14 protein-coding genes and 1 tRNA gene are annotated in these 26,856 nt (G+C 66.2%); 12 read left to right on the top strand and 3 right to left on the bottom strand.

Annotated elements, in window-relative coordinates:
* The first annotated feature begins 5 nt into the window (after nt 1–5).
* From ACPRTJ_RS09410 to ACPRTJ_RS09375, 8 genes are all read left to right on the top strand, one after another.
* Complete coding sequence (locus ACPRTJ_RS09410) at nt 6–1,424, top strand: PLP-dependent aminotransferase family protein (RefSeq protein ID WP_426428679.1); 1,419 nt, start codon at nt 6–8, stop codon at nt 1,422–1,424.
* Nucleotides 1,425–1,482: 58 nt separating this feature from the next.
* The gene (locus tag ACPRTJ_RS09405) at nt 1,483–3,480 is read left to right on the top strand and encodes a TonB-dependent receptor family protein (RefSeq protein ID WP_078481732.1); all 1,998 of its coding nucleotides are present in this window, start codon (nt 1,483–1,485) and stop codon (nt 3,478–3,480) included.
* A 367-nt stretch (nt 3,481–3,847) separates the two neighbouring features.
* Nucleotides 3,848–5,620 carry a ShlB/FhaC/HecB family hemolysin secretion/activation protein gene (locus ACPRTJ_RS09400; RefSeq protein ID WP_054915887.1) on the top strand — a complete coding sequence of 591 codons (1,773 nt, stop codon included), beginning with the start codon at nt 3,848–3,850 and terminating at the stop codon, nt 5,618–5,620.
* 8 nt (nt 5,621–5,628) lie between these two features.
* Nucleotides 5,629–6,147, top strand: coding sequence for a toxin-activating lysine-acyltransferase (locus tag ACPRTJ_RS09395; protein WP_043861312.1), 519 nt, complete (start codon nt 5,629–5,631; stop codon nt 6,145–6,147).
* Nucleotides 6,148–6,187: 40 nt separating this feature from the next.
* Nucleotides 6,188–15,268 (top strand): hemagglutinin repeat-containing protein, encoded by a 9,081-nt coding sequence (locus ACPRTJ_RS09390; RefSeq protein WP_426428676.1) that lies wholly within the window; start codon nt 6,188–6,190, stop codon nt 15,266–15,268.
* Nucleotides 15,268–15,882, top strand: a complete 615-nt coding sequence (locus ACPRTJ_RS09385) for a GAD-like domain-containing protein (protein ID WP_043861310.1) — start codon at nt 15,268–15,270, stop codon at nt 15,880–15,882. Before ACPRTJ_RS09390 ends, ACPRTJ_RS09385 begins: the two co-directional genes overlap by 1 nt.
* 4 nt (nt 15,883–15,886) lie before the next feature.
* Nucleotides 15,887–16,504 carry a hypothetical protein gene (locus ACPRTJ_RS09380; protein WP_213606685.1) on the top strand — a complete coding sequence of 206 codons (618 nt, stop codon included), beginning with the start codon at nt 15,887–15,889 and terminating at the stop codon, nt 16,502–16,504.
* Between the two features lie 131 nt (nt 16,505–16,635).
* A complete protein-coding gene (locus ACPRTJ_RS09375) occupies nt 16,636–17,541 on the top strand; it encodes a hypothetical protein (protein ID WP_043861308.1) in 906 nt (301 codons plus the stop codon).
* 69 nt (nt 17,542–17,610) lie between these two features.
* Here ACPRTJ_RS09375 and ACPRTJ_RS09370 read toward each other — a convergent pair.
* Nucleotides 17,611–17,687: transfer RNA gene (locus tag ACPRTJ_RS09370), tRNA-Arg, on the bottom strand.
* Between the two features lie 262 nt (nt 17,688–17,949).
* Between ACPRTJ_RS09370 and gabD the strand changes: the two genes are divergently transcribed.
* The 3 genes from gabD (at nt 17,950) to ACPRTJ_RS09355 (ending at nt 22,194) form a co-directional block, all read left to right on the top strand.
* Complete coding sequence (gene gabD / locus ACPRTJ_RS09365) at nt 17,950–19,392, top strand: NADP-dependent succinate-semialdehyde dehydrogenase (protein ID WP_043861307.1); 1,443 nt, start codon at nt 17,950–17,952, stop codon at nt 19,390–19,392.
* 182 nt (nt 19,393–19,574) lie between these two features.
* Nucleotides 19,575–20,855 carry a 4-aminobutyrate--2-oxoglutarate transaminase gene (gabT, locus tag ACPRTJ_RS09360; RefSeq protein WP_054915891.1) on the top strand — a complete coding sequence of 427 codons (1,281 nt, stop codon included), beginning with the start codon at nt 19,575–19,577 and terminating at the stop codon, nt 20,853–20,855.
* A 136-nt stretch (nt 20,856–20,991) separates the two neighbouring features.
* On the top strand, nt 20,992–22,194 hold the full coding sequence (locus tag ACPRTJ_RS09355; RefSeq protein WP_043861305.1) for a response regulator: 1,203 nt from the start codon (nt 20,992–20,994) through the stop codon (nt 22,192–22,194).
* Nucleotides 22,195–22,291: 97 nt separating this feature from the next.
* On the opposite strand, the gene ACPRTJ_RS09350 is transcribed toward ACPRTJ_RS09355, so the two are convergent.
* A complete protein-coding gene (locus ACPRTJ_RS09350; protein ID WP_058541701.1) occupies nt 22,292–23,281 on the bottom strand; it encodes a sensor domain-containing diguanylate cyclase in 990 nt (329 codons plus the stop codon).
* A gap of 150 nt (nt 23,282–23,431) precedes the next feature.
* A complete protein-coding gene (gene desA, locus ACPRTJ_RS09345; protein ID WP_043861303.1) occupies nt 23,432–24,616 on the bottom strand; it encodes a delta-9 fatty acid desaturase DesA in 1,185 nt (394 codons plus the stop codon).
* 150 nt (nt 24,617–24,766) lie between these two features.
* On the opposite strand from desA, the gene dibA reads away from it, so the two are divergent.
* Nucleotides 24,767–26,662, top strand: a complete 1,896-nt coding sequence (gene dibA / locus ACPRTJ_RS09340) for a phosphodiesterase DibA (RefSeq protein ID WP_043861302.1) — start codon at nt 24,767–24,769, stop codon at nt 26,660–26,662.
* Nucleotides 26,663–26,856 lie beyond the last annotated feature (194 nt).

Genomic DNA, 26,856 nt, shown 5'->3' with positions numbered 1-26,856 from the left:
CCTGCATGCTGCCCGTCATCGAGTTCTGCCCCGGAACACCCAAGGTCCAGCAGATCGCCGAAGCCTGGGCGCGTGCCATCGAGGCCGGCGAGCTGCCGGCGGGCAGTCGCCTGCCGCCGGTGCGCGCACTGACCGCGCAACTGGGCGTGAGCAAGTTCACCGTGATCGAAGCGCTGGACCGCCTGCGTGCCCGCAACCTGATCACCTCCAGCCAGGGCCGCGGGCACTTTGTCGCCAGCCGTCACGCGCCGAGGGTGCCGGGGGGCGACACCGACTGGCTGCCGCAGGACCTGGCCAGCGTGCTGCGCCGCTCACTGCTGGCCGATGACAACAGCCTGCGCCCCGGCAGCGGGCACCTGCCGCCCGACTGGCTGGAGCCCGGCAACCTGCGCCAGGCATTGCGCGCCGTGGCCCGCTCCACGCGCCTGCGCATTGGCGGCTACGGTACGCCGGCCGGTTACCTGGCGCTGCGCCAGACCCTGCAGACGCGCCTGCTCGGCCAGGGCATCGCCGCGCCGCTGGAGCAGATCGTCACCACCAGCAACACCGTGCAGGCGCTGGACATGCTGCTGCGGGTGATGCTGCGCCCGGGCGATTGCGTGGTGCTCGACAGCCCGTGCTATTTCAACTTCCACGCCAACCTGGCGCTGCACGGCGCGCGCATCGTCACCGTGCAGCGCACCGCCGAGGGTCTCGACCTGGCGCGTTTCGAACAGCTGCTGGCGCAGCACCGGCCCAGGCTGTACCTGACCACCAGCGTGCTGCACAACCCCACCGGGCACTCGTTCACTGCGGGCCAGGCGTTCGCGCTGTTGCAGCTGGCGCGCCAGTACGACTGCCATGTCATCGAGGATGACCTCTACGCCGACCTGCACTCGCAGGCGCCGGCCCGCCTGGCGGCGCTGGCGGGCCTGGAGCAGGTGACGTACCTGTCCGGGTTCTCCAAAACCCTCAGCGCCAACGCCCGGGTCAGCTATGTGGTGGCCGCGCCGCAACTGGCCGCCAGCCTCACCCACATGAAGCTGATGAGCGGCGGCATCACCTCCGAACTGCTGGAGCAGGTGGTCGAACAGTTGCTTACCGATGGCAGCTACGACAAGCACCGCAAGCGCCTGCAACTGCGCCTGCAGGAGGCGGCCGGGCGCGTCGAGCAGCGCCTGCGGGCGCTGGGCTGCGAGCCGCTGCTGGGGTATGCCGGCGGCCTGTTCATCTGGGTGCGGCTGCCCCCCGGTTGCGACGCCCAGGCCCTGGCCCGTGCAGGCCTGGCGCGGGATGTGCTGCTGGGGCCGGGCAGCCTGTTCGGCCCCGAGCCCGGCCTGTTGCAGTGCATGCGCTTCAACGTCGCCTGCAGCGACGACCCGCAGCTATGGTCGGAGCTGGCGGTACTATTGGACAGTTTTGCCGACCCGGCATCTGCGTTATAACGAACCCCCAAAAACGTCGGCACAGTGTGTAGCCGGCGGCCACCTTCAAGGAGTCACCATGTTGCCAAGGCGGCCCACCGTCCTCACCTTCCTGTTGCTTGGCGCGGGCTCCGCGAGCGCCGACAGTGTCGACCTGGCGCCGCTGGAAGTCACCTCCACCCGCGTGACCTCCGAATGGTTGCAGACCCCGGCCGCCGTCAGCTCGGTGAGCGTCGCCGACAAGCCCGGCGAACAGATGCTGACCCTCGACAGCCTGCTGATGGCGGTGCCCGGTGCGGTGCCGCAAAGCCGCTACAACATGGCCCAGGGCATGCGCCTGTCGATTCGCGGCTTTGGTGCCCGCTCCAGCTTCGGCATGCGCGGCATCCGCGTACTGGTCGACGGCGTGCCGTTGACCATGCCCGATGGCCAGACCGAGATGGACGGTGTCGACTTGAGCCTGGTGGAAAACATCGAAGTGATCCGCGGCTCGGCTTCCACCCTGTACGGCAACGGTGCCGGCGGCGTACTGGCGATCACCACCCGCGAGCCCTCGCTGGAGCCGCGCACCCTCGTGGACGTGGGTGGTGGTGCCGACGGCTATCGCCGCGTGCGTGCCGAAACCAGTGGCACCTCCGGCAACCTTGGCGGGTTGCTGGCGCTCAACGTCACCAACATGGACGGCTACCGCGATCACGCCGCCTCCGAAGCGCGCAACCTCACCGGCAAGCTGCGCTGGCAGGCCGATGCCGGCGTGCTGGGGGTAACCTTCCAGGCCCTCGACAACCGCTCCGAAGACCCTGGCGCCCTGACCCTCGCGCAGGTGCGCGACAAGCGCAGCCAGGCGCGCCCGCAGAGCCTGCTGTTCGACTCCGACGAACAGATGAACCAGCAACGCCTGGCGGTCAACTGGACCAGCCAGCTGAGCGACACCGACAGCTACCAGCTGCGTACCTGGCTGGGCCGGCGTGACTTCGGCAACCGGCTGCCGCTGCGCGCGGGCGGGCAGACCACCTACGAACGCCTGTTTGCCGGTGTCGGCGGGCAGTACACGCACCTGGCCAACTGGTTCGGCCTGGGTCATCAGCTCACCACCGGCATCGACATCGAGCAGCAGCGCGACGACCGCGAGCGGCACAACAACGAAGTCGGTGGTCACACCGGCAATCTCACCCTGCGCCAACGCGAAAAGGCCGGTGGCTATGGGCTGTACGTGCAGGACAGCATCGACCTCACCGAGCGTCTGCAACTGACCCTGGGCGGACGCTATGACGCCACGCGCCAGTCGGTCGACGACCGCTTCCCGAGCGACGGCGACGCCTCCGATGCGCAGCGTTTCGAAGACTTCAACTACAGTGCCGGCCTGAGCTACCGCCTTACCGAGCACACCATGGCGTATGCACGGGTGGCCACCTCGTTCGAGACCCCCACCCTCAACGAACTGAGCAACCCGACCGCAGGCGGCTTCAACACCGGGCTGCAACCGGCGCGGGCGCTGACCCGCGAGCTGGGTGTGAAGGGCGAGTGGGACGACCTGCGCCTGGAGGCGGTGGTGTACAGCATCCTGCTCAAGGACGAACTGGTGGCGCAGAGCACCGACCGCGGCAACACCTACAGCAACGCCGGCAAATCGCGGCGTGACGGCTTCGAGTTGAGTGGCGAATACCGGCCTGTGGATAACTGGCGCCTGTCGATGGCCTACAGCTACAACGACTACCACTACACCCGTTTCGAGGGCTATGACGACAACCGTCTGCCGGGCATTCCCCGGCAGACCTTGTTCACCGAGGTGGGCTACGAGTCGGATGCGTTCTATGCACGGGTCAACATGAACGCCTATGGCCCGCAGTATGCGGACAACGCCAATGAGGCGCGGGTGGCGGGCAATGCCTTGTTCAACCTGCGCGTGGGCACGGTACTCAAGCTTCAGGGCCAGGAGCTGGAACCGTACGTGGGTGTGGATAACCTGACTGACCGGCGTTACTACGACAACCTGCGCATCAACGACACAGGCGCCCGTTACTACGAGCCGGGCCCAGGTCGGACCTTGTACGCGGGCATCCGCGCGAGCTTCTGAAGACCTGACGCCGAGCGAACAAGGCTGGCACCGCCGATCCTGCAGGCCATGGCGCGTTGCAATCGATGCAGGAGCCGGCCTTGCCGGCGAAACGCCGCGCGGGCGGCGCTCGATCTGATGATCGCCGCAGAAGCAGCGGCTGGCACCTTGTGAGGGCACATCTGGTGCCATCCCCTGCAAAACCTTGAACCCCATCACGTTTCCCACACCCCGTTGCAACTTTCTCGCGATATCCCCGTCAGAGCGGTGCGGAAGAGGTTGTAGGACAAATCACCGTCCCTCCCAGCAGGCTTGAACATTCAGCCGCGCACAACGCTCCGCCCCCCGATAACACTCCCCCAAGAATTCCGGCCCACAAGGATGTGCCATGCTGCCGATCGCCCATTGCCGGGCGTTGACGACACGTGTTGCCCACTGCTTCGTCAGCACCTCGCGCCCCACTCCCGCTGCCGCACTGCTGCTGGCCCTCGCTGCCTGGGCCGCCGGTGCCGGCACCGCCGCACACGCCGCCGACCCGAATGCCGAGCTGCTGCGCCAGCGCGACCGCGAGCGGGTGCAGCGCGAGCAGCTCGAAGCACGCCCCGACGTGCGCCTCGAAGCACCGCTGGCCGATGAAGGCGACGGCCGCCTGCCCGCCAACGAAACCCCGTGCTTCCCCATCCGCCAACTGCGCCTGGTGGGCGATGCGGCCGAGCGCTTCCAGTGGGCGCTGCGCGCCGCCAACCCCAAGGATGACCCGGCCACCGGGCGCTGCCTGGGCAGCGCCGGCATCAACCTGACCATGAAGCGCATCCAGAACGCGATCATCGAAAAAGGCTACGTCACCACCCGCGTGCTGGCCCAGGCCCAGGACCTCAACAGCGGCGAACTGACCCTGACCCTGATTCCCGGGCGTATCCGCGACATCCGCTTCGCCGAAGGCACCAGCTCGCGCGCCAATGCCTGGAACGCGCTGCCGGCGCACTCGGGCGACCTGCTCAACCTGCGCGACATCGAACAGGCCCTGGAGAACTTCAAGCGCGTACCCACCGCCGAAGCCGACATCCAGATCGCCCCGGCCCAGGCCCGCGACGCCGGCCCCGGCGAGAGCGACATCGTGATCGCCTGGCGCCAGGCCTTCCCGGCGCGGCTCAGCCTGTCTGTGGATAACTCCGGCAGCAAGACCACCGGCAAGTACCAGGGCAACCTGGCGTTGTCGCTGGACAACATCCTCTCGCTCAACGACCTGTTCTACGCCAGCGCCACCCACGACCTGGGCGGCGGCGAGTCGGGCAATCGCGGCTCCAAGGGCAACACGCTGCACTACTCGCTGCCGTTCGGCTACTGGCTGCTGGGCTTCACCACCAGCGAGTACGACTACCACCAGCAGGTGGCCGGCGAGAACGAGACCTACCAGTATCGCGGCGAAACCCGCAACAACGAGCTGCGCCTGTCGCGCCTCCTGTACCGCGATGCGGTGCGCAAGACCACGGCCTGGGGCAGCCTGTGGACGCGTACCTCGGAAAACTTCATCGACGACACTGAAATCCAGCTGCAGCGCCGGCGCATGGCCGGCTGGGAAGCCGGCCTGAGCCACCGCGAATTCATCGGCGCCTCCACCCTCGACCTGAGCGCGGGCTACCGTCGCGGCACCGGTGCCCACGGCGCATTGCAGGCGCCAGAAGAACTCACCGGCGAAGGCACCTCGCGCTCCAAGATCATCAGTGCCGATGCCCAGCTGCAGGTGCCCTTCATCGCCTATAACCAGCGTATGCGCTACATCGGTGGCTGGCGCGCGCAGTGGAACCGCTCGGCGCTGGTGCCGCAGGACCGCTTCTCCATCGGCGGGCGCTACACCGTGCGCGGCTTCGACGGCGAGAACATCCTCTCGGCCGAACGCGGCTGGACCCTGCGCAACGAGATCGGCCTGGCCCTGGGCGATACCGGCCAGGAGCTGTACACCGGCGTCGACTACGGCGAAGTCAGCGGCCACTCCAGCGAGTACCTGGTGGGCAAGCGCCTGGCCGGTGCCGTGGTAGGGGTGCGCGGCGGCTACAAGGCGCTGTCGTATGACTGGTCCTGGGGTACGCCGCTGAAGAAGCCCGACGGTTTCGAAACGGCCAACATCACCAGTGCCTTCACTGTCTCTTTGTCGTTCTGAGGCCCGCCATGCGTATCGATCGCTTCGACATCATCGCCCCCGGGCTCTTCGACGAGCCCTGGAACGAGGCTACCGTGCTGGGCTCGGCCACCTGGCTGTGGATGCACTCCACAGCTCACCGCGACGCACCGCTGCACAGCCTGGCCACCCTGTTGCTGCCGGCGCTCAAGCACCGCCAGTTCGTGCTCGGCAGCGAGGCCGGCAAGCCGGTGTTCTACCTGTCCTGGCTCAACCTCGACGGCGCCGCCGAGCAGCGCTACATCGAGCGCTCGCCTGTCGAGATGGCCGATGCCGACTGGAACAGCGGCGAACGCCTGTGGATAAACGATTTCGTCGCCCCGTTCGGGCATGCGGCAACGCTGGCGCGCCTGGTGCAGCGCCAGCTGTTCCCCAACCGCTGCATGCGCGCCCTCGACCACCAAGGCGAAGTGCGCGGCCTGCGGGTCAAGACGCACCTGGGGATCGGCGTGATTCCCGAACAGGCCAAGGCCTGGTTTGCCGCTCACCCGCTGGAACTCACAGCGTAACCCTGACTTCTGGCGGTCTGGCACCGCAAATGGAATTGCAATGAACAAGCATCTCTACCGTATCGTTTTCAACAAGGCTCGCGGGCTGCTGATGGTGGTTGCCGAGAACGTCGCCAGCCAGGGCAAGGCGCCGGGCACCACCACCGGGCCCGTGGCCGGCTCGGCCGGCACACTGGCCGAACTGGGCCGCCTGCGTTTCGCAATGATGCTCGCCCTCGGCCTGGTGGCGCTGGACGCTGCACCTTCCTGGGCTGCCGGGGTGGTCGCCGATGGGCGTGCGCCAGCAGCCCAGCGCCCGAACGTGGGCCAGAGTGCCAACGGCACGCCGCAGGTGAACATCACCGCCCCCAGCGCCGCCGGCGTGTCGCGCAATACCTACAGCCAGTTCGACGTGGACAAGCGCGGGGTCATCCTCAACAACGGCGTCAAGGCCAGCCAGACCCAGCTGGGTGGCTGGATCCAGGGCAACGGCAACCTGAGCAAGGGCAGTGCGCGGGTGATCCTCAACGAGGTCAACGCCAGCAACCCCAGCCAGTTGCGCGGCTATGTGGAAGTGGCCGGTCAACGCGCCCAGGTGGTGATCGCCAACCCGGCCGGCGTCACCTGCGACGGCTGCGGCTTCATCAACGCCAACCGCGCCACCCTGACCACCGGCCAGGCGCAGCTTGAGAACGGCCGCATCACCGGCTACCAGGTCAAGGGCGGTACCCTCAGCATCCAGGGCAAGGGCCTGGACAGCGCCGACGCCGACTACACCGACCTGATCGCGCAGAGCGTGCAGGTCAACGCCGGCATCTGGGCCAAGGACCTGAAAGTCACCGCCGGGCGCAACCAGGTCAACGCCGACAACACCCGCGCAACCCGGCTGGCAGGCAGCGACGAGGAGGCCCCCGCAGTCGCCATCGACGTGGCCAAGCTCGGCGGCATGTACGCCGGCAAGATCATGCTGGTGGGCACCGAGGGCGGTGTGGGCGTGCGCAACGCCGGCACGATCGGTGCCGGCGCCGGCGAAGTGGTGATCAGCGCCGACGGCAAGCTGCTCAACAGCGGTACCCTCAGCAGTGCCGGCGCCACCCGCGTCGCCGCCAAGGGCGGGGTCGACAACAGCGGCACGGTCTATGCCAAGGGCGACCTGCAGCTGAGCAGCGCCGGCGACCTGAACAACAGCGGCACCCTGGCCAGCCAGGCCAATGTCGAACTCAAGGCGACCGGCGCGCAGTCGACCATCACCAGCAGCAAGGGCTCGGCACTGGCTGCCGGGCTGGACGAGAGCGGCAAGCTGGGCAAGGCCGGCAACCTGACCCTCACCGCGCAGCGCGTGCAGGCCCACGGCGAACACCTGGCCGGCGGCGACCTGCAGGTCAGTGCAGGCGACGTCGACCTGAGCGCCAGCCGTAACGTGGCCGGCAACATCACCCTCACCGGCGGCGACATCAACCTCGCCAACGCCAGCGTCGATGCCAGCAAGACCCTCAGTGCCACCGCCCGCCAGACCCTGCGCAGCGACGCCGCCAAGGTGGTGGCGGGCAACCTGCAAGTACGCGCCGGCGAGCTGTCGAACGTGGGCGGCGAGCTGACCCAGAGCGGCAAGGGCAGTACCTCGATCAAGGTCGACGGCACCCTCGACAACCGCAGTGGCCGCATCGCCAGCAACGCGACCCATGCCACGCTCAGCGCCGCCACCGTGGTCAACACCCAGGGCCGCGTCGAGCATGCCGGCGCCGGCACCCTGCAGTTGACTGCCACGACGCTCGACAGCGCGCAGGGCACGCTGGTCAGCACCGGCACCCTGCAGCTCAAGGCCGGCCAGGTACAGCTCGACGCCGGCGTGGCTCAGGGCAAGGACGTATCGATCGAGGCCGACACCCTGTCCAACCGCGGCGGCAAGGTCCTGGCCACCCAGGGCGGCAGCCTTGCGGTCACCACCCAGGGCCTGCTCGACAACACCGGCGGCACCCTTGCGGCCAGCGGCAACGGCGTGTTCAACGCCGGCACGCTGGACAACCGCAGCGGCACCGTGAGCGCCGGCGGCACACTGTTTGCGGGCGCTGGCGAGCTGTTCAACACCGCCGGCACCTTCGCCGCGATCCGCCAGATGACGCTGACTGCGGCGCACCTGAACAACAGCGGCGGTACGGTCGGCTCGGTACAGGGCGCCCTGCTGCTGACTGCCCGCGACAGCCAGCTGGGCAACGTGGGCGGGCGCCTGGAAGCGGCGGGCGACATCGTGGTGAACGCTCAGGGTATCGACAACAGTGGCGGCGTGATCAGCGGCCTGGCACTCAACCTGAACAGCAATGGCCAACTGCTGCAGAACGCCCAGGGCACCCTGGATGCGCGCAGCACCCTGGATCTGCGCAGCGGGCGCCTGGAAAACGCCGGCGGGCTGATCCAGTCCCAGGGCAGGCTGTACATCGATACCGGCGAACAGGCACTGGTCAACCTCGACGATGGCAGCGGCAAGGGCATCATCAGCCAGGGTGCGCTGGAGATTCACAGCGCGCATCTGAGCAACGCCGGCGGTTACATTTCGGCCAAGGGCGCGATGCAACTGCTGGCCACCGACGTGACCAACGCCGGCGGGCGCATCGTCGGCGCCGACAGTGTGCAGGTGCAGGGCCTGCGGCTGAACAACCAGGCCGGGCAGATCCAGGCGCTGGGCGCCATCGACGTGGCCTCGGCCGAACGTGTGGACAACCAGGGCGGCCTGATCCGCTCCGCAGGTTTGCTGCATGTGTCGACCGGCACCCTCGCCAACAACGCCACCCAGGCCGACAACCAGGGCCTGCAAGGGCACGCCCTGCGCCTTGAGTCCGACGTGCTGGGCAACCAGGCCGGTGTGATTCGCGCCGACACCACGCTGGACATCGGCGTCAGCCAACTGCTGGACAACGCGGGCGGGCTGATCAGCTCCAGCCAGCACCTGAACATTACCGACCGTGACCCCGCTGCGCGCCGCCAGAGCATCAGCAACCTCGACGGGCGCCTGCTGGCCGGCCAGTCGCTGAGCCTGAACGCCGCCTACTACAGTGGCAACGGTCAGGCCGTGAGCCTGGGCGACCTGACCCTGCGCCTGCTCGCAGGCCTTGAACTCAGTGGCCTGCTGCAGGCCAATGGCACCCTCGACGTGCAGACCGGCGGTGCGCTGAACAACAGCGGCAAGCTGCTGGCCGGCCGCTCCATGCTGCTCGACGCCAGTACCCTGGACAACCGCGCCGAGGGTGAAATCAGTGCCGACCAGGTGCGCATCACTGCCCACCAGAGCCTGACCAACCGTGGCCTGATCGACGGCCAGAAGGTACGCCTGCAAACCGGCGTGCTGTACAACCTGGGCACCGGTCGCATCTACGGCGACCAGTTGGGCATCGCTGCCGGCACCCTGGTCAACGCCAACGAGGGCGACCGCTCCGGTGCCATCGCCGCCCGTGCGCGCCTGGACATCGGCGCCACGCAGATCGACAACAGCGAAGCGGCGCTGATCTTCAGTGCCGGCGACATGGCCATCGGCGCCACGCTGGATGACGCCGACCACGCCAGCGGCCGCGCCGCGCTGCTGACCAACGCCAGCGCCACCATCGAGTCGCTGGGGCACATGGCGCTGGACGTGCAGACCCTGCGCAACCTCAACAACCACTTCAGCACCCGCGACGTGGAAATCAGCCGCCAGAGCTTCCAGGAATTCCAGCTGGCCGGCTCGCCCAACCGCTACCAGGCCGACCAGGTCACGTTCCGCCACAACGAAGTGCAGTACCTGATCACCCCCGAGGGCCAGAAGGACAACTGGAACCGCTACGACGTGACCCGCGTGGTGCGCGAAACCCAGATCGCCACCTCGGCGCCGGGGCAGATCCTGGCCGGTGGCAACCTGGTCATCAACGCCGGCGAAGTGCTCAACGACAAGAGCCGGATCATCGCCGGCGGCCTGCTGCAGGGCGCCATCGGCAGCCTGGTGAACACCGAGTTCAAGGGCCAGCAGGTCACCACCGACAGCGGCACGGTGACCAACTTCTACCGTATCCAGCGCAAGGGCCGCGACCGCCAGGGCGCCCGCGTGGCCGGTTATGTGCCCGCGCCGCTGATCCAGGAAATCTCGCTGCAGCCCACCGTATGGCAGGAGCTGGCCGCCATCACCGGCAGCGGCACCCAGCTCGGCGGCCATGCCAGCCAGCTGAGCGACCAGCAGGCCGCCGGCGCCGGCGCGGTGGACAGCGCCGCCGCCAATGCCTACCAGGTGGCGCCGATCATCGAGGTGGCGGCGCAGGCCGGGCTCGATGCCGAAGGCGTCGGCGAGCAGATCCGCACCGGCGGCCCGGTGCTGACCCTGCCGAGCAACAGCCTGTTCGACAGCAACCCGCAGGCGGTGCGCAATTATCTGGTGGAGACCGACCCGCGCTTTGCCGGCTACCGCAACTGGCTGTCGTCCGACTACATGCTGCAACAGCTGCACCTGGACCCGGGGCAAACCCTGCAACGCCTGGGCGATGGCTTCTACGAACAGAAGCTGATTCGCGAACAGGTCGCCCAGCTCACTGGCCGGCGCTTCATCGACGGCTATGCCAACGACGAGGAACAGTACCGCGCGCTGCTCGACAACGCGGTTACCGTGGCCAATACCTGGCAACTGGTGCCGGGTGTGGCGCTGAGCGCCGAGCAGATGGCCCAGCTGACCAGCGACATCGTGTGGCTGGTGGAAAAACAGGTGACCGTGGCCGGCGGCGAAACCCGCAGGGTGCTGGTGCCGCAGGTGTACGTGCGGGTGCAGCAGGGCGACCTCAACGGCGCGGGTGCGTTGATGGCCGGCCAGCAGCTCAAGCTCGACGTGAACGACACCCTGAGCAACAGCGGCAGCCTCGGAGGGCGCAGCATCCTGGCGCTGACCGCGCAGAACGTGGAGAACCTCGGCGGGCGTATCCAGGCCGACAAGGTGTCGGTGCAGGCACGCGAGAACCTCGACAACCTCGGTGGCCTGATCGGCGCCGTGGACAGCCTGGCGATCAGCGCCGGCAACGACCTCAACGTCATCTCCAGCACCCATGACAGCAGCAGCGAGCAGGGCACGCGCAGCAACCTGTCGCGGGTGGCCGGGCTGTTCGTCAGCGGCGCCGGCGGTACGCTCACGGCCTCGGCCGGCAACGACATCAACCTGGCCGGCGCCCAGGTGGTCAACGCCGGTGCCAACGGCAGTACGCAACTGGTGGCCGGCAACAACCTGAACCTGACCACCGTCACCGAGTCGCACCAGCAGTCGATCACCTGGAACAGCAGCAACTGGCGCAAGGACGCCAGCCGCACCGAGGTGGGCAGCAATGTGCAGGGCACCGGCGACGTCAGCCTCAAGGCCGGTCAGGACATCAACCTGCGCGCCAGCCAGGCCAGCAGCGAGCAGGGCATGGGGATGGCCGACGCCGGCCGCGACGTGAACCTGATGGCCGGGCAGAACTACCAGTTCGCCGACGAGGCGCACAAGGTCACTGGCGGCAACGGCATGTTCTCCAAGACCACCAGAACCACCCGTGACACGCTCAGCGAAACCACCGCCCAGGGCTCGACCCTAAGCGGCGAGCACACCTACGTGCAGGGCGGGCGCGACATCAACCTGCAGGGCGCCAACGTGGTGTCCAGCCAGCAGACCATCCTGGTGGCGGGCAACGACGTCAACATCGCGGCGGCCAGCGACAGCCGCAGCGAGCGCCACGACAAGACCGAGAAAACCAGCGGCCTGTTCAGCGGTGGTGGCATCGCCGTGACCGTCGGCACCCAGGAGCAGCGGGTCAAGGACATGACCACCAGCACCACCGCGGTGGCCAGCACCGTCGGCTCCACCGAAGGCGACGTGCTGATCGAGGCCGGCAAAAGCTATCGCCAGGTCGGCAGCCAGGTCATGGCGCCCAAGGGCGACGTGGATATCCGTGCCGAGAAGATCGCCATCGTCGAGGCGCGCAACACCAGCGAGCGTGAGCGTCAGACCCTGTTCAAGCAGACCGGCGTGTCGCTGACCCTGACCAACCCGGTGATCAGCGCCATCCAGACCACCCAGCAGATGAAGCAGGCCTCGGACAAGACCGAAGACGGACGCATGAAGGCGCTGGCCGCGGCCACTGCGGCACTGGCGGCCAACAACGCGGCCACCGCGGTGGCCACCGATCCGGGTTCGGCGGGCGGGATCAACCTGAGCCTGTCGCTGGGCGCCAAGAAGAACCAGAGCACCACCGAGCAGCACAGCGATACCGCTGCCGGCTCGACCATCGTCGCCGGCAACGACGTGCGCCTGATCGCCACCGGCGCCGACGAGGACAGCACCCTCACCGTGCGCGGCAGCCAGATCAAGGCCGGCAACAATGCCAGCCTGCTGGCCGACGGCGACATCAACCTGCTGGCCGCCACCAACACCAGCACCCAGCAGACCGACAGCACCGGCAGCAGTGCCAGCGTCGGTATCGGCCTGTCGCTGGGCGGCACACGCAACGGCTTCACCCTCGACCTCGGGGTGTCGGGCAATCGCGGCGAAGCCGATGGCGAGGACCTCACCCATACCAACACCCATATCGATGCCGGCAACCAGCTGGTCATGGTTTCGGGCGGCGACACCAACCTCAAGGGCGCGGTGGTCAGCGGCAAGCAGGTGGTGATGGACGTGGGCGGCAACCTCAACATCGAGAGCCTGCAGGACACCAGCACCTACACCGTGGACGAGAAGAGCCTGGGCGTGGGTATCAGCCTGTGCATTCCGCCGTTCTGCTATGGCATGAGCTCGGTCAGTGGTGCCAGCGGCAGCTTCGGCGCCACCGACATCGACTCCAAGTACGCCAGCGTCACCGAGCAGTCGGGGATCAAGGCCGGCGACGGCGGCTTCGATATCTACGTGGCCGGCAACACCGACCTGGTGGGCGCAGTGATCGCCAGCAGCGACAAGGCCGTGCAGGACGGCAGCAACCGCCTGGTCACCGCCAGCCTGACCAGCCGCGACATCAAGAACGAGGCCGAGTACAAGGGCAGCAGCCTGAGCCTAGGCGGCGGTTACCGCGAGGTCGGCAAGGACCAGCAGGGCAACGCCACCAGCGGCGCCACGCAAACCCCTGGCACCGACCTTGCCAAAAACGAGAACGACATCGGTGTGAGCATGCCGATCGCCATCAGTGCCAGCGATAGCGCCAGCAGCGTGACCCGCAGCGGTATCAGTGGTGGCAGTATCGTCATCACCGATGCGGCCGAGCAGCACAAACGCACCGGCAAGAGCGTGGACGAGGCCATAGCCAGCCTCAACCGCGACGTGTCCAGCGACCGCGATGGCAGCAATGCGCTGAAGCCGATCTTCAACGAGGAGCAGATTCGCGCCGGGTTCGAGATCGTCGGCGCGTTCGCCAACGAGGCGGGCACCCTGCTCAACAACAAGGCCAAGGAAGTCGACGCCAAGCGTAACCAGGCCAAGGAGGCCGAAGCCAAGGCCGCCAACCCGGAACTGGGCGACGGCGAGCGTACTGCCTTGCTGCTGGCGGCCAGCGACCTGCGCCATCAGGCCGACGGCATTGCCGAAAACTGGGGCGCCGGCGGCACCTACCGGCAGATCACCACCGCGCTGGTGGGCGCGGCCAGCGGCAACATCAGCGCCGGCAACACGGCGTTCATGCAGGGCCTGGTGGTCAACTACGTGCAGCAGCAGGGCGCGGGCTATATCGGCGAGCTGGTGGCCAACGGCAGCCTTATCGAAGGCTCGCCGGTACACGCGGCGCTGCACGGCATCCTCGCCTGCGCGGGCGCGGCGGCCAGCAGCCAGAGTTGTGGCAGCGGTGCGGCCGGGGCGGCGGCATCGAGCGTGCTCACCGGGTTGTTCTCCGAAGCCAGCCCCAACGAGTCCGAGGCGCAACGTGAAGCCAAGCGCAACCTGATCACCAGCCTGGTCACCGGGCTGGCCGCCAGCACCGGCCTGGATGCCGCCACCGCCAACACCGCCGCTGGCGCCGCCACCGACAACAACTGGCTGGCCACCCAGCAACTGGTGCAGGCCAAGAAGGAGCTCAAGGAAGCCGAGGGCCTGGCGGACGAGCTCAAGGTCATTGCCAAGTGGGGCTTCATCAGCAAGAAGCAGGACCTGCTGACCCAGGTTGGCGTGGGGCGTGGCCTGGTCGAGGCCGGCATCAACGATATCGAGGGGCTGGCGCAGTTCATCGCGCACCCTATCGATGGCCTCAAGGGCATCAAGGAACTGATTTCCAACCAGGAGGCGCGCGACAAGCTGGGCGCCGATGTGGTGGATGAACTCAACGCCAAGATCGACCGCGTGACCCTGGCGCTGGAGGTGGGCGGTGACGACCACGCCATGCAACTGGGGCGTGACCTGGGCGAGATCGTGTGGCAGGCCGGCAGCATTGCCACCGGCGTGGGCGGCGCGGCCAAGGCCGGCGTGACGCTGGCCAAGACCGGCATCAAGATGGGCCGGGCGGGTCTGGAAAAAATGGCCGCCAAGGCCGAAGTGCTGGTCAAGGAAGCGCCGGTGGCCAAGGTCGAGCTGCCCCCTGCCGGCAAGCCGGCGGCGGGTGCGGGCACCGTGGCCACCGTCGAGCGCCTGGACGAACTGCCCGTGAAGCAGTTCAACCCCTATGACAACCCGCGCTACAAGGAGATGACGCCCACCGAGCAGCAGGCGTACCTCAAGGAATACAACAAGCAGTTGCAGGCCCAGCAGGACGCCATCAACAACATGACCGCCGACGAGTTCAAGTTCGCCCGCGAGGCGTTCGACAGCACCGGGCGCAACCCCGACGCGGTGGCGCTGCAGCGCAAGTTCGGCCGCGAATTCGAGCGCAGCGTGGCCGAGAACATCCAGAAGGGCCTGGTCAACAACGGCGTCGACCCCAAGGTCGCGGCGCAGATGGCCAAGGCACGGGCCAAGGAAATCAAGTCGAACCTGGCCGCACTGCACGAGCCCGACATGGTGGCTGGCGGGTGGGTAAAACCCGACCCTGTTAGAATGGGCAATTCGAACGTCAACTCGTCGATCGGCGCCAGCTGGTCGAGCCGGCTGCCGCTGCTGGACGAGACCGTGCGCAAGGCGGTGGAGGCGGGCAACGGCAGTGCCAAATTGAACATCAGGTTAGAGCTAGCCAGGGGAGCCAGTCAGTGATGAAGGACGCATTTCTCGAGATGTTTATCGAGGCCATGGGCGAACCTGCCCATCAGCGGCCCGTGCCGGCCGAAAGCATCGCGCAGTACCGTGGCCGCCTGCCGGACAAACTGCTGGAGTATTGGCAGGAGCAGGGGTGGGGCAGCTATGCCGACGGCCTGTTCTGGCTGGTCAACCCGCACGACTACCAGCACCTGCTGGACATGTGGCTGCAAGGCACCGAGTTCGAGAAGCTGGACACCTACCATGTGATCGGCCGCACGGCCTTTGGCGACCTCTATGCATGGGGCGAAACCTATGGCCGCAAGCTGATCGTGCTGTGTGCGTACAACCGCGTGTACGCCATGAGCAGCGAAAAGAACGTGCCCTGCAGCAACCCGGACCTGGAGCTGCAGTCGTTCCTGTCGATGGTCGAGCGCGAGGACTTCGACATGGAGGACGCCGATGGCGAGTTCCTGTTCGAGCGTGCGCTGCAGGCCCTGGGCCCGCTGGGCGAGCAGGAGCTGTACGGCTTCGAGCCCGCGCTGGTGATGGGCGGCAAGGCGGTGCTGGGCAACCTGCGCAAGCTGCAGCTGGATGTGCACCTGACGATTCTTCGCCAGTTCGGTCGCTGAGCGCATGACCCTGCTCGATGACTGGATAGCGTGCCGCGAAGGTCGCGTCGTGCTCGACAGCTCGCACTTTCTCGGCTTGTTCAAGGAGCATGGCAGCGACGCGGAGCTGGCGCAGATCTTTGCCGGCTTTGCCCAGGCCGATGCCTTGCAGGCGCGGGCGCAGCAGGTGCTGGCGGCAGGTTCGCTGGACAGCAGCCTGTACCTGTTGCCGCAGCGCGGCTGCGATGAAGGCCGGCTCAAGGCCGCGGCGCTGGCCTGGTGGAACGAACAGGCACGGTACTGCCTGTCCACCCAGGGGCCGTGGCCGGAGCAGGCCCACTGGCAGCCTGTGGTCGAGGTGGTAAGCCGCGAGGTGGCGTTGAAGGCGTTGCAGAGCGATGCGCCGAATGCCTGGGTGTTCGAGCATTTCGCCGACACGGTCATCGAGGGCGTGCGTGACAGCCAACTGCCGATGTACGCGCTGCTCGAAGCGTTGTACGGGATTGCCGCTGACTATTACCTGGCGTGGTACATCGCGGCGCCGCTGCTGGCGCTGGAGGTGGATTTTGCGCGTTATTTCGAGCTGTGGCGGCTGGGGGGCATGAGCGTGGTGCTGCAGGACCGGCTGCTGGTGGCCGGTTGACAGGTATCAGCAGAGCCGGCATCGACGGCGAACAGGCCCGCACCGCCTGCCAAAACCTCCGGCACTGCCTGTAGACTCTCCAGCGCCCCGCACCTGTGCGGTTGATCGATCAAGCGTTGAGAGGATAGAGAATGAGTCTCTGGGATGACCTGAAAAAGAAAGCCGTCGACGCCAACCCCGAGCTTGCCGCCAAGGCGGCCCAGGCGCTGACCAAGGCCAGGGAACTGGCCGTGGAGGCCGGACAGAAGGCCGCGCCGGTGCTCAAGGAGGCCAGCGAAAAGGCCGCTGCCTACGCCCAGGAGAAAACCCCGATCCTCAAGGCCCAGGCGCTCAAGGCCATCGACGACGCCAAGGTGCGCCGCGCCGAGCTCAAGGAGCGCGCCAGGCACGACAAGGCCGCGCGCGAGGAAATGGTGCGCACCATGTATGACATCAGCCTGTCGCCCGACGACCCCAACTTCATCGACGAGCCGTTCAACCACTACGATCGCCAGTTGCATTTCTTCGTGGTCACCGGCGAGATTCTCGACACCCAGAAGCGCAACCAGACCCACCTCAGCGCCAGCCACTCGCACCATTCCGGCGGCGGCTACATGATCGACGGCTACGGCTCCATCGGCGGCAGTTCGTCGTCGATGCACGTGAGCAGCCACAACATCCAGGAGCATGAGTTCTGGGTGAAGCTGCGCGATGGCAGGGAAGCGTGTTTCCAGTTCGCCGACAGCGCCGTGCGCATCCGCACCGGGCAGACAGTGAGCATGCTGTTCGCGCGCCCTGCCGACACCCAGACCGGACAGATGGTGGCGCTGTACAACCACAGCTCGCAGGAAAACCATGTGATCGCCGGGCCGGCCGCGATCAACCAGATATTCAACCTGTATACCGTCGAGCCCGGGCTGTTCAACGGCAATGAGGTGACCACCCGGCGCAACCGCCTGCTGCAGGAGCTGGATCGGCGGCTGGGGCAGTTGGCCAGGTACTCGGCATTGCATGGCAACAGCCAGGGGCAGCTGATAGAGGGCGAGCGCACGGTCTGAGCCCGGCCTGTCCCTTTTGCGCGCCCATGAAAAAAGGCCCGGGTTTTCACCTGGGCCTTTTGTCGTAGATGGCGCACTCGGCGGGATTCGAACCCACGACCCCTGCCTTCGGAGGGCAGTACTCTATCCAGCTGAGCTACGAGTGCAACGCGGGCGCCATGATACCCATCTGCACCCTTGGCGTCCATCGCCAGTAATGTTGTGTTCGATTCCGAACACTCGCTGGTGCAAAAGTGACGTTGATCTGAAATTTCAGGGTCTGCTAGGCTTTTTGTTCTTTTTTTCGAACACCCTATTGTCCTTTGTTCCCGTTGATCCTAGGATTCGTTTGAGATTTCAAACGCTCTCCTTTTTCTACAAATCAATAATTCGCCCTGTGTTCGCACGGTGCAGTTAAGGAAGCCCGACATGCAGCTCAAAGACGCCCAGTTGTTCCGCCAGCAAGCCTTCGTCAACGGAGAGTGGCTGGACGCGGACAACGGTCAGACGATCCAGGTGACCAACCCGGCCACCGGTGAAGTGCTCGGCACCGTGCCTAAAATGGGCGCCGCCGAAACCCGTCGCGCCATCGAGGCCGCCGACAAGGCTCTGCCGGCCTGGCGCGCACTGACCGCCAAGGAGCGTGCTGGCAAGCTGCGCCGCTGGTTCGAACTGATGATCGAGCACCAGGACGACCTGGCCCGCCTGATGACCTCCGAGCAGGGCAAGCCACTGGCCGAAGCCAAGGGCGAAATCGCCTATGCCGCCTCGTTCATCGAGTGGTTCGCCGAAGAAGCCAAGCGTGTCTATGGCGACACCATCCCGGGCCACCAGCCCGACAAGCGCCTGATCGTGATCAAGCAGCCGATCGGCGTTACCGCGGCCATCACCCCGTGGAACTTCCCGGCTGCGATGATCACCCGCAAGGCCGGCCCGGCCCTGGCCGCTGGCTGCACCATGGTGCTCAAGCCCGCTTCGCAGACCCCGTACTCGGCCCTGGCCCTGGTCGAGCTGGCCACCCGTGCCGGCATCCCGGCTGGCGTGCTGAGCGTGGTCACCGGCAGCGCCGGCGACATCGGCAGCGAACTGACCGGCAACCCGATCGTGCGCAAGCTGTCCTTCACCGGCTCGACCGAAATCGGTCGCCAGCTGATGGCCGAATGCGCCAAGGACATCAAGAAAGTTTCCCTGGAGCTGGGCGGCAACGCTCCGTTCATCGTGTTCGACGACGCCGACCTGGACAAGGCCGTCGAGGGCGCGATCATCTCCAAGTACCGCAACAACGGCCAGACCTGCGTCTGCGCCAACCGTATCTACGTGCAGGACGGCGTCTACGACGTGTTCGCCGAGAAGCTCAAGGCGGCAGTCGCCAAGCTCAAGATCGGCAACGGCCTGGAAGACGGCACCACCACCGGCCCGCTGATCGACGGCAAGGCCGTGGCCAAGGTGCAGGAGCACATCGCTGACGCGGTGAGCAAGGGCGCCAAGGTACTGAGCGGCGGCAAGCTGATCGAAGGCAACTTCTTCGAGCCGACCATCCTCGTCGACGTGCCGAAAAGCGCTGCCGTGGCCAAGGAAGAAACCTTCGGCCCACTGGCTCCGCTGTTCCGTTTCAAGGACGAGGCCGAAGTCATCGCCATGTCCAACGACACCGAATTCGGCCTGGCCTCGTACTTCTATGCCCGCGACATGAGCCGTGTGTTCCGTGTCGCCGAAGCCCTGGAATACGGCATGGTCGGCATCAACACCGGCCTGATCTCCAACGAGGTCGCGCCGTTCGGTGGTATCAAGGCCTCGGGCCTGGGCCGCGAAGGCTCCAAGTACGGCATCGAGGACTACCTCGAAATCAAATACCTGTGCATCAGCGTCTGATCGCAGCGTAAGGCTTTACCTCTGCCAGCGGGGCGCGAGAGCGCCGTCCCGCTGGCCTTTTTTACACCGTGACATCCGGCCGCCTGGGCCCCTGCAGCAGTCGATCAACGCATGCTGCTGCAGTCGAATACCGGCCGCCCCGATCGAATCGCGCCACCTGCGTGTGGCGAAATGAGGACATTATGAGCAAGACCAACGAATCCCTGATGCAACGCCGTGTAGCCGCCGTCCCACGTGGCGTCGGCCAGATCCACCCGATCTTCGCCGAGTCGGCCAAGAACGCCACCGTGACTGACGTCGAAGGCCGCGAGTTCATCGACTTCGCCGGCGGTATCGCGGTACTCAACACCGGTCACGTGCATCCGAAAATCATCGCTGCCGTTGAAGCTCAACTGCACAAGCTGACCCACACCTGCTTCCAGGTACTGGCCTACGAGCCGTATGTCGAAGTGTGCGAAAAGATCAACGCGCTGATCCCGGGTGATTTCGCCAAGAAAACCCTGCTGGTCACCACCGGTTCCGAAGCCGTTGAAAACGCCATCAAGATCGCCCGTGCCGCCACCGGCCGTGCCGGCGTGATCGCCTTCACCGGCGCCTACCACGGTCGCACCATGATGACCCTGGGCCTGACCGGCAAGGTCGTACCGTACTCGGCCGGCATGGGCCTGATGCCAGGCGGCATCTTCCGCGCCATCTACCCGAACGAACTGCACGGTGTGAGCATCGACGACTCGATCGCTTCGATCGAACGCATCTTCAAGAACGACGCCGAAGCCAAGGATATCGCTGCGATCATCCTGGAGCCGGTCCAGGGCGAAGGCGGTTTCTACGTCGCGCCTAAAGAGTTCATGAAGCGTCTGCGCGCCCTGTGCGACCAGCACGGCATCCTGCTGATCGCCGACGAAGTACAGACCGGCGCTGGCCGTACCGGTACCTTCTTCGCCATGGAACAGATGGGCGTCGCGCCTGACCTGACCACCTTCGCCAAATCCATCGCTGGCGGCTTCCCGCTGGCCGGTGTGTGCGGCAAGGCCGAGTACATGGACGCCATCGCTCCAGGCGGCCTGGGCGGCACCTACGCCGGTAGCCCGATCGCCTGCGCCGCGGCCCTGGCCGTGATGGAAGTGTTCGAAGAAGAAAAACTGCTGGACCGCAGCAAGGCAGTCGGCGAGCGTCTGGTCACTGGCCTGCGCAAGATCCAGGACAAGCACCCGATCATCGGTGACGTGCGTGCCCTGGGCTCGATGATCGCGGTCGAGGTGTTCGACAAGGCCGGTTCCCACACCCCTAACCCGACTGCCGTTGCAGCCGTCGTGGCCAAGGCGCGTGACAAGGGCCTGATTCTGCTGTCGTGCGGTACCTACGGCAACGTGCTGCGTATCCTGGTTCCACTGACCTCGCCTGACGAGCAGCTGGACAAGGGTCTGGCCATCATCGAAGAGTGCTTCGCCGAACTGGCGTAAGTGTGACGCGATAGGAAAAAACCCGCCTCGGCGGGTTTTTTTTCGCCCAAAGCCCGACAAGGGCGCTAAGGTTTGCACAGGAGCTACCTTGGAAGACGCCCTGGATGGCGTGCATCGAGATGTCAGGAGAAGCCCGATGACCGTTTCAAACCCACCCACCGCACCCTGTGTGCTGATTGCCGAAGGCGACCCGTGGGTGCGTGACATGCTCAAGGACATGCTGCTCAGCGTGCGCTGCGATGCCCGCCTGCACGTCTGTGCCAATGGCCACGAGGCGCTGTCCGCGCTGGCCAGCCAACCCGATCTGATCATCGCCGCCCGCGAGCTGCCCGGCATCGACGGCCTGGACCTGCTGCGCAGCGTGCGCGCCAAGCGCCGCAGCTTGCCGTTCATCCTGATCAGCAGCCGCAGCGATGTGGCCAGCGTGCGCGAGGCGCTGCCGCTGGCGCCCACGGCGTACCTGAGCAAGCCGCTCAATGCCGAGCTGCTGCGCCAGCGCCTGGAGGAGCAACTGCTTGGTGCCGGCGAGGCGGTGGCCTGCCCGGTGCCGGCATTGCGCCCGGGCATCACCTTGTCGCGGTTTCTCGAAGACCACCGCAGCACCGCCGATGGCGGGCCGTTGCTGGCTGATGTGAAGCAGGCGATCAAGCACGCACTCAACCCCGAGGGGCTCAACCTCAAGGCACTGGAAGAAGAGATCCGCAACGACCCGCAGATCACCGCGGTGCTGATCGCTGCGGCCAACAGCGCGGCGCTGCATCGTGACGGTGCGGTGCAGACCCTGCTGCAGGCGTTGAACAAGCTGGGCACCACCCAGAGCATGAACCTGATCATGGGCCTGGCACTCAAGCGCAGCGCCAGGCTCAGCGACCCGTTGCTGTCACGCCATGCCGAGCATTTCTGGGGCCTGTCGCTGCACACGGCCGAGTATGCCGCCAGCCTGGCGCGGTCGATGGAGCTGGACCAGGAGCGTTGCTACTGTGCCGGCTTGCTGCATTGCCTGGGCGACCTGGCGTTGCTGCGCTGCCTGCAGGAGTGGAGCCTGGCCGGGGGCGAGCTGGACGAGGACGCGGTGCAGTTGTCGTTGAACGAGTATGGCGCTGCGTACGGCTCGGCGCTGCGTACCCGCTGGCGCTTGCCGCTGGAGCTGCGCGAACTGATTGCCTCGGTGTATCAGTTGGGGGGCGGGGTGTACTCGCGGGAGAACCTGATCTTGAACCTGGCCGGGCAGCTGGCGCGGCTGCCGGCCGAGCAGGGCCTGGAGCAACTGGCCGAGAGCAAGACGGCGCGCCTGCTGAGGGTGGGGTTGGCGCAGCTGGAGCTGCTGCGCAAGGCCTGAGACCGCAATCGCGGGTCAAGCCCGCTCCCACAGGGCCCTGGTAAACCTGTGGGAGCGGGCTTGGCCCGCGATGGGGCCGGCTCAGGCGCCGGATGTTTCAGCCCCTGACAATCTGGTTCTTGCCCTGCCGCTTGGCCTGATACATCGCCGCATCCGCCCGTGCGAACAGGCTGTCGAGCACTTCATCCTCCTCATCGATGCCGGTCAGCCCCTGGCTCACCGTCACCCCGAACACTTGTTCGTCCTGGCTGAAGCTAAGGCGCTGGATCTCGCGCTGCAGACGCTGCGCCACCTGCAGCGCCAGCTCCGGCGTGCACCCGGGAAACACCGCCGCGAACTCTTCGCCGCCAATGCGCCCGAACAGGTCGCCACGGCGCAGCACCGCCTTGCCGCTGTCGGCGATGCGTTGCAGCACCTGATCACCCGTCTGGTGCCCGTAGGTGTCGTTGACCTGCTTGAAGTCATCGATGTCCAGCAGCAGGAACGCCATCGGCGCCTGCTCCTGGCGTGCCTTTTCGAAGGTGTGGTGCGCGCATTCGAAAAAGTGCCGGCGGTTGCTGCTCTGGGTCAGCACGTCGGTGGTGGCCAGGCGCTGCAACTCGCCTTCGAGCTGCTTCTTTTCGGTGATGTCCTCGGCCATGCCGACCACGATCACGCCCTGTGCGCTATCGGCCTGCTGGTTGATGAAGCACTTGTCGCTGAGCCAGCGCACCTGCCCGTCGGCGGCGATGATGCGGTACTCGCGGTCTTCCACCGCGCCCTTGACCAGCACCTCGGCCAGGCTGCGTTCGGCGTACTCCAGGTCGTCGGGGTAGATGCTGTCGCGCCACTCGTTGTGATCGGCCAGCAGCAGACCGGCCGAGCGCCCGAAAATCCGCTCGTAGGCCGGGCTCACGTACAGCACGCGCCGGGTTTCCCAATCCATGGCCCAGAGCACCGCGTTGACACTGTCCAGCAGCGAGCTGAACAGCTGCTCGCGCTCGCTCAGGCGCGCGACTTCACCCTGGGCATGCAGCAGGGCCAGCAAGGTGTGCGCGGGATGCGACGGTGGGCTGAACGACGGGGACGGCGGGTTCTTGTTGACCATGTGCACGAAGCGTCTCGAAAAGCGGAATCGAAAGGCGAAGGGCGTGCGGCCTGACACGGCCCGCCACGCGGGCGATATGCCAGTCAGAGTGAAAATCGAAGGGAGAGTTCCTCAGGCGCGCCCCAGGACGGGGCGCGCCGATCAACGGCGTCAGGCCAGGGCAGGGCGCAGCGAATAGGTCTTGAGCTGTGCGGCGAAGTCGCGCAGCGACTGGATACCGCTGGCCTCGGCCTCGTGTACCCAGTCCTTCATCGCGGCCAGCATGTCGTGGCCGTTGGCGCTGGTGCGTGCCCAGATCTGCTGCAGGGCCAGGCGCTTCTCGTAGATGGTCTTGAGTGCCTGGCTGTGCGCCAGCATCGACTCGATGCGCTGGTGGTGGCGGTCTTCGAGCAGGCTCGGCTCACGCGAAAGCAGGCGCTTGGCGCGGCGGAACTGGTGGCGCACCGAGTCGTCCACGCGCATCAGCTCCTGCTTGACCAGCGGCGCGATCACCAGCTTGCGGTACTGCGCCATGATCTGGAAGCGGTTGTTGAGGATCGCCATGGCGGTGTCCATGTCGAGCTGGCCCTTGCCCTCGACGCGGTGCGCGATGGGTGCCACGCGCTGCACCTTGGCCAGGCGCAGCCAGGTGAACAGCTTGATCCACGCCCAGCCCATGTCGAACTCCCATCGCCTGACCGAAAGCTTGGCCGAGTTGGGGTAGGTGTGGTGGTTGTTGTGCAGCTCTTCGCCGCCGATGATGATGCCCCACGGCACCAGGTTGGTGGCGGCATCGCGGCATTCGAAGTTGCGGTAGCCCACCGCGTGACCCAGGCCGTTGACCACGCCGGCGGCCCAGAACGGAATCCACATCATCTGCACTGCCCAGATGGTGATGCCGATGGTGCCGAACAGCAGCACGTCGATCAGCGCCATCAGCGCGATGCCGCCCAGCTTGTAGCGCGAGTACAGGTTGCGTTCGATCCAGTCCTCGGGGCAGTTCTTGCCGTAGATGCGCAGGGTCTCGGGGTTCTGCGCCTCTTCGCGGTACAGCTCGGCACCCTTGCGCAGCACCGTGGACAGGCCCTTGATGACCGGGCTGTGCGGGTCGTCGACGGTTTCGCACTTGGCGTGGTGCTTGCGGTGGATGGCGGTCCATTCGCGGGTGTTCTGCGCCGTGGTCAGCCACAGCCAGAAGCGGAAGAAGTGCTTGAGCCCGGCATTGAGCTCCAGGGAGCGGTGCGCGGAATAGCGGTGCAGATAAACCGTGACCGCGACGATCGTCACGTGGGTCATCAGCAGGGTGACGGCCAGCAGTTGCCAGGCTGACAGGTCGAGAAAACCGTTGTACCACATAGGCGGGTGGGCCCTCGTAAAGCGAAAGAAACAGCGCAAAGTATTATCCCTACCCTACTAAATAAAACCAGTCGGCGTTTTAGATAGGAGGTCACGGGATATTTCTACCTCTATAATGGCCATCATTTTGCCCTGGGTTCCAGCGACTCTATGTCTGTATCCGTTCGAGACGCCCTGCGTATGTCCGCGCTGTATCTGGTGCTGTCGGTCATGTGGTTGGTGCTGTCTGATCAAATACTGAGCAATCTTTTCGATGATCCCGCCCAGTTGGCACGCTGGGAGCTGATCAACGCCTACGCGTGGATGGGCTGCAGCGCTGCGCTGATCTTCGTGTCGCGCTGGCGCCTGCTCAATTTCATCGGCGTGGGCGCGCGCCTGCGCCGCGAGGACCGCGAGCGCCTGCGCATGGCCGCAGCGGTGTTCGACAGCACCCTCGAAGGGGTGCTGGTGAGCGACCGCGACGGCCTGATCGTGCACGTCAACCGGGCGTTCATGCAGATCACCGGCTACCAGAAGGATGAGGTGCTGGGCCAGCGCCCGAGCAAGTTCAAGTCGGGCCGCCACGACACCGCGTTCTACCAGCAGATATTCGCCACCCTGGCCGAGAAGGGCGAATGGAGCGGCGAAATCTGGAACCGGCGCAAGAATGGCGAGATCTACCCGCAGTGGCAGACCATCTGCGCCATTCACGACGACAGCGGCCAGCTGACCCACTACGTGGCGGTGTTCAGCGACATCAGCGCGATCAAGCACACCGAGCGCGAGCTGGCGCACCTGGTGCACCACGACCCGCTCACCGACCTGCCCAACCGCCTGCTGTTCAACGACCGGGTCAAGCAGACCCTGGCTGCGGCCCAGGCCAACAAGCGCGGCTGTGCCCTGTTGCTGCTGGACCTGGACCACTTCCAGAGCATCAACGACAGCCTCGGCCACAACACCGGCGACCAGTTGCTCAAGGCCGTGAGCGAACGCCTGCTGGCCCAGCTGGGCACCGGCATGACCCTGGCGCGGCTGGGCGGCGACGAGTTTGCCGTGCTGTCCGAGAACTGCGCCCAGGTCGGCCAGGCCGCTGCCCTGGCGCAAGGCATCATCGATTGCCTCAAGGAGCCGTTCGAGCTCGACCACCATCGCCTGTTCACCAGCGTCAGCATCGGCATCAGCCTGTTCCCCAGCGATGCGCTGAGCGCCGAGCAATTGCTGCGCAACGCCGACTCGGCGCTGTTCAAGGCCAAGGGCAATGGCCGCTCGGGGTACGCCCTGTACACCGAGGAGCTGACCGCCCATGCCCAGCAGCGGGTCGAGACGGCCGGCGAGTTGCGCCGGGCCCTGGAGCAGCAGGAGCTGCGGGTGTACTACCAGCCGGTGCACGACCTGCTCACCGGTGCCATGATCGGCGTCGAGGCACTGGTGCGCTGGCAGCACCCCGAGCGCGGGCTGGTGCCGCCGGGCGAGTTCATTCCGATTGCCGAACGCACCGGGCTGATTGCCGAGATCGACACCTGGGTGATGCGCCAGGCCTGCCAGCAGATGGTGCAGTGGCAGGCCGAGGGCAAGGCCCTGAGGTTTGTCGCGGTCAACGTGTCCAGCCGCCTGTTCGGCAAGCGCAGCCTGTACCAGCTGGTGGCCCAGGTGCTGCACGACACCGGGCTGGACCCGGCGCGGCTGGAGGTCGAGGTGACCGAAAGCGCGGTGATGGAAGACCCCGAGGTGGCGCTGGAGCAGTTGCACCGCCTGCGCGAGCTGGGCCTGCAACTGGCCATCGACGATTTCGGTACCGGTTACTCCTCGCTGCTGCGGCTCAAGCGCCTGCCGGTGCAGAAGCTCAAGATCGACCAGGGCTTCGTGGCGGGCCTGCCCCACGACGATGATGACGTCGCCATCGTGCGGGTGATCATCGCCCTGGCGCGCAGCATGGGCATGCAGATCCAGGCCGAGGGCATCGAAGAGGCCGAGCAGGCGCGCTTCCTGCTGGAACAGCAGTGCGACATGGGCCAGGGCTACTGGTACGGTCGACCGGTGCCTGCGCAGCAACTGCGCTGGTCCTGAGGGCCCTTTCGCGGGGCAAGCCCGCTCCCACAGGGGCCGGTGGAGAACCTTGTGGGAGCGGGCTTGACCCGCGATGGGCTGCAAAGCAGCCCGCCTCTACACTTTTTAGTTATATAAAAATTCTTAAATAGTATTTTTAAGAATATTCCACCCTCTCTAAGATTGCCCTCAAGCCAGGCGCAGTCGTCCCCTTC

Origin of the sequence: Pseudomonas palmensis, from assembly GCF_049942755.1 — a bacterium.
In the GTDB taxonomy this organism is placed as follows: Bacteria; Pseudomonadota; Gammaproteobacteria; order Pseudomonadales; family Pseudomonadaceae; genus Aquipseudomonas; species Aquipseudomonas palmensis.
The sequence above is the reverse complement of the archived record's forward strand: the minus strand, read 5'-3'. Positions and strand labels throughout refer to the sequence as shown.

Coding starts and splice junctions, on each gene's coding strand:
- ACPRTJ_RS09410 (WP_426428679.1), top strand. CDS start 6: ATGCTGCCCGTCATCGAGTTCTGCCCCGGAACACCCAAGGTCCAGCAG.
- ACPRTJ_RS09405 (WP_078481732.1), top strand. CDS start 1,483: ATGTTGCCAAGGCGGCCCACCGTCCTCACCTTCCTGTTGCTTGGCGCG.
- ACPRTJ_RS09400 (WP_054915887.1), top strand. CDS start 3,848: ATGCTGCCGATCGCCCATTGCCGGGCGTTGACGACACGTGTTGCCCAC.
- ACPRTJ_RS09395 (WP_043861312.1), top strand. CDS start 5,629: ATGCGTATCGATCGCTTCGACATCATCGCCCCCGGGCTCTTCGACGAG.
- ACPRTJ_RS09390 (WP_426428676.1), top strand. CDS start 6,188: ATGAACAAGCATCTCTACCGTATCGTTTTCAACAAGGCTCGCGGGCTG.
- ACPRTJ_RS09385 (WP_043861310.1), top strand. CDS start 15,268: ATGAAGGACGCATTTCTCGAGATGTTTATCGAGGCCATGGGCGAACCT.
- ACPRTJ_RS09380 (WP_213606685.1), top strand. CDS start 15,887: ATGACCCTGCTCGATGACTGGATAGCGTGCCGCGAAGGTCGCGTCGTG.
- ACPRTJ_RS09375 (WP_043861308.1), top strand. CDS start 16,636: ATGAGTCTCTGGGATGACCTGAAAAAGAAAGCCGTCGACGCCAACCCC.
- gabD (WP_043861307.1), top strand. CDS start 17,950: ATGCAGCTCAAAGACGCCCAGTTGTTCCGCCAGCAAGCCTTCGTCAAC.
- gabT (WP_054915891.1), top strand. CDS start 19,575: ATGAGCAAGACCAACGAATCCCTGATGCAACGCCGTGTAGCCGCCGTC.
- ACPRTJ_RS09355 (WP_043861305.1), top strand. CDS start 20,992: ATGACCGTTTCAAACCCACCCACCGCACCCTGTGTGCTGATTGCCGAA.
- ACPRTJ_RS09350 (WP_058541701.1), bottom strand. CDS start 23,281: ATGGTCAACAAGAACCCGCCGTCCCCGTCGTTCAGCCCACCGTCGCAT.
- desA (WP_043861303.1), bottom strand. CDS start 24,616: ATGTGGTACAACGGTTTTCTCGACCTGTCAGCCTGGCAACTGCTGGCC.
- dibA (WP_043861302.1), top strand. CDS start 24,767: ATGTCTGTATCCGTTCGAGACGCCCTGCGTATGTCCGCGCTGTATCTG.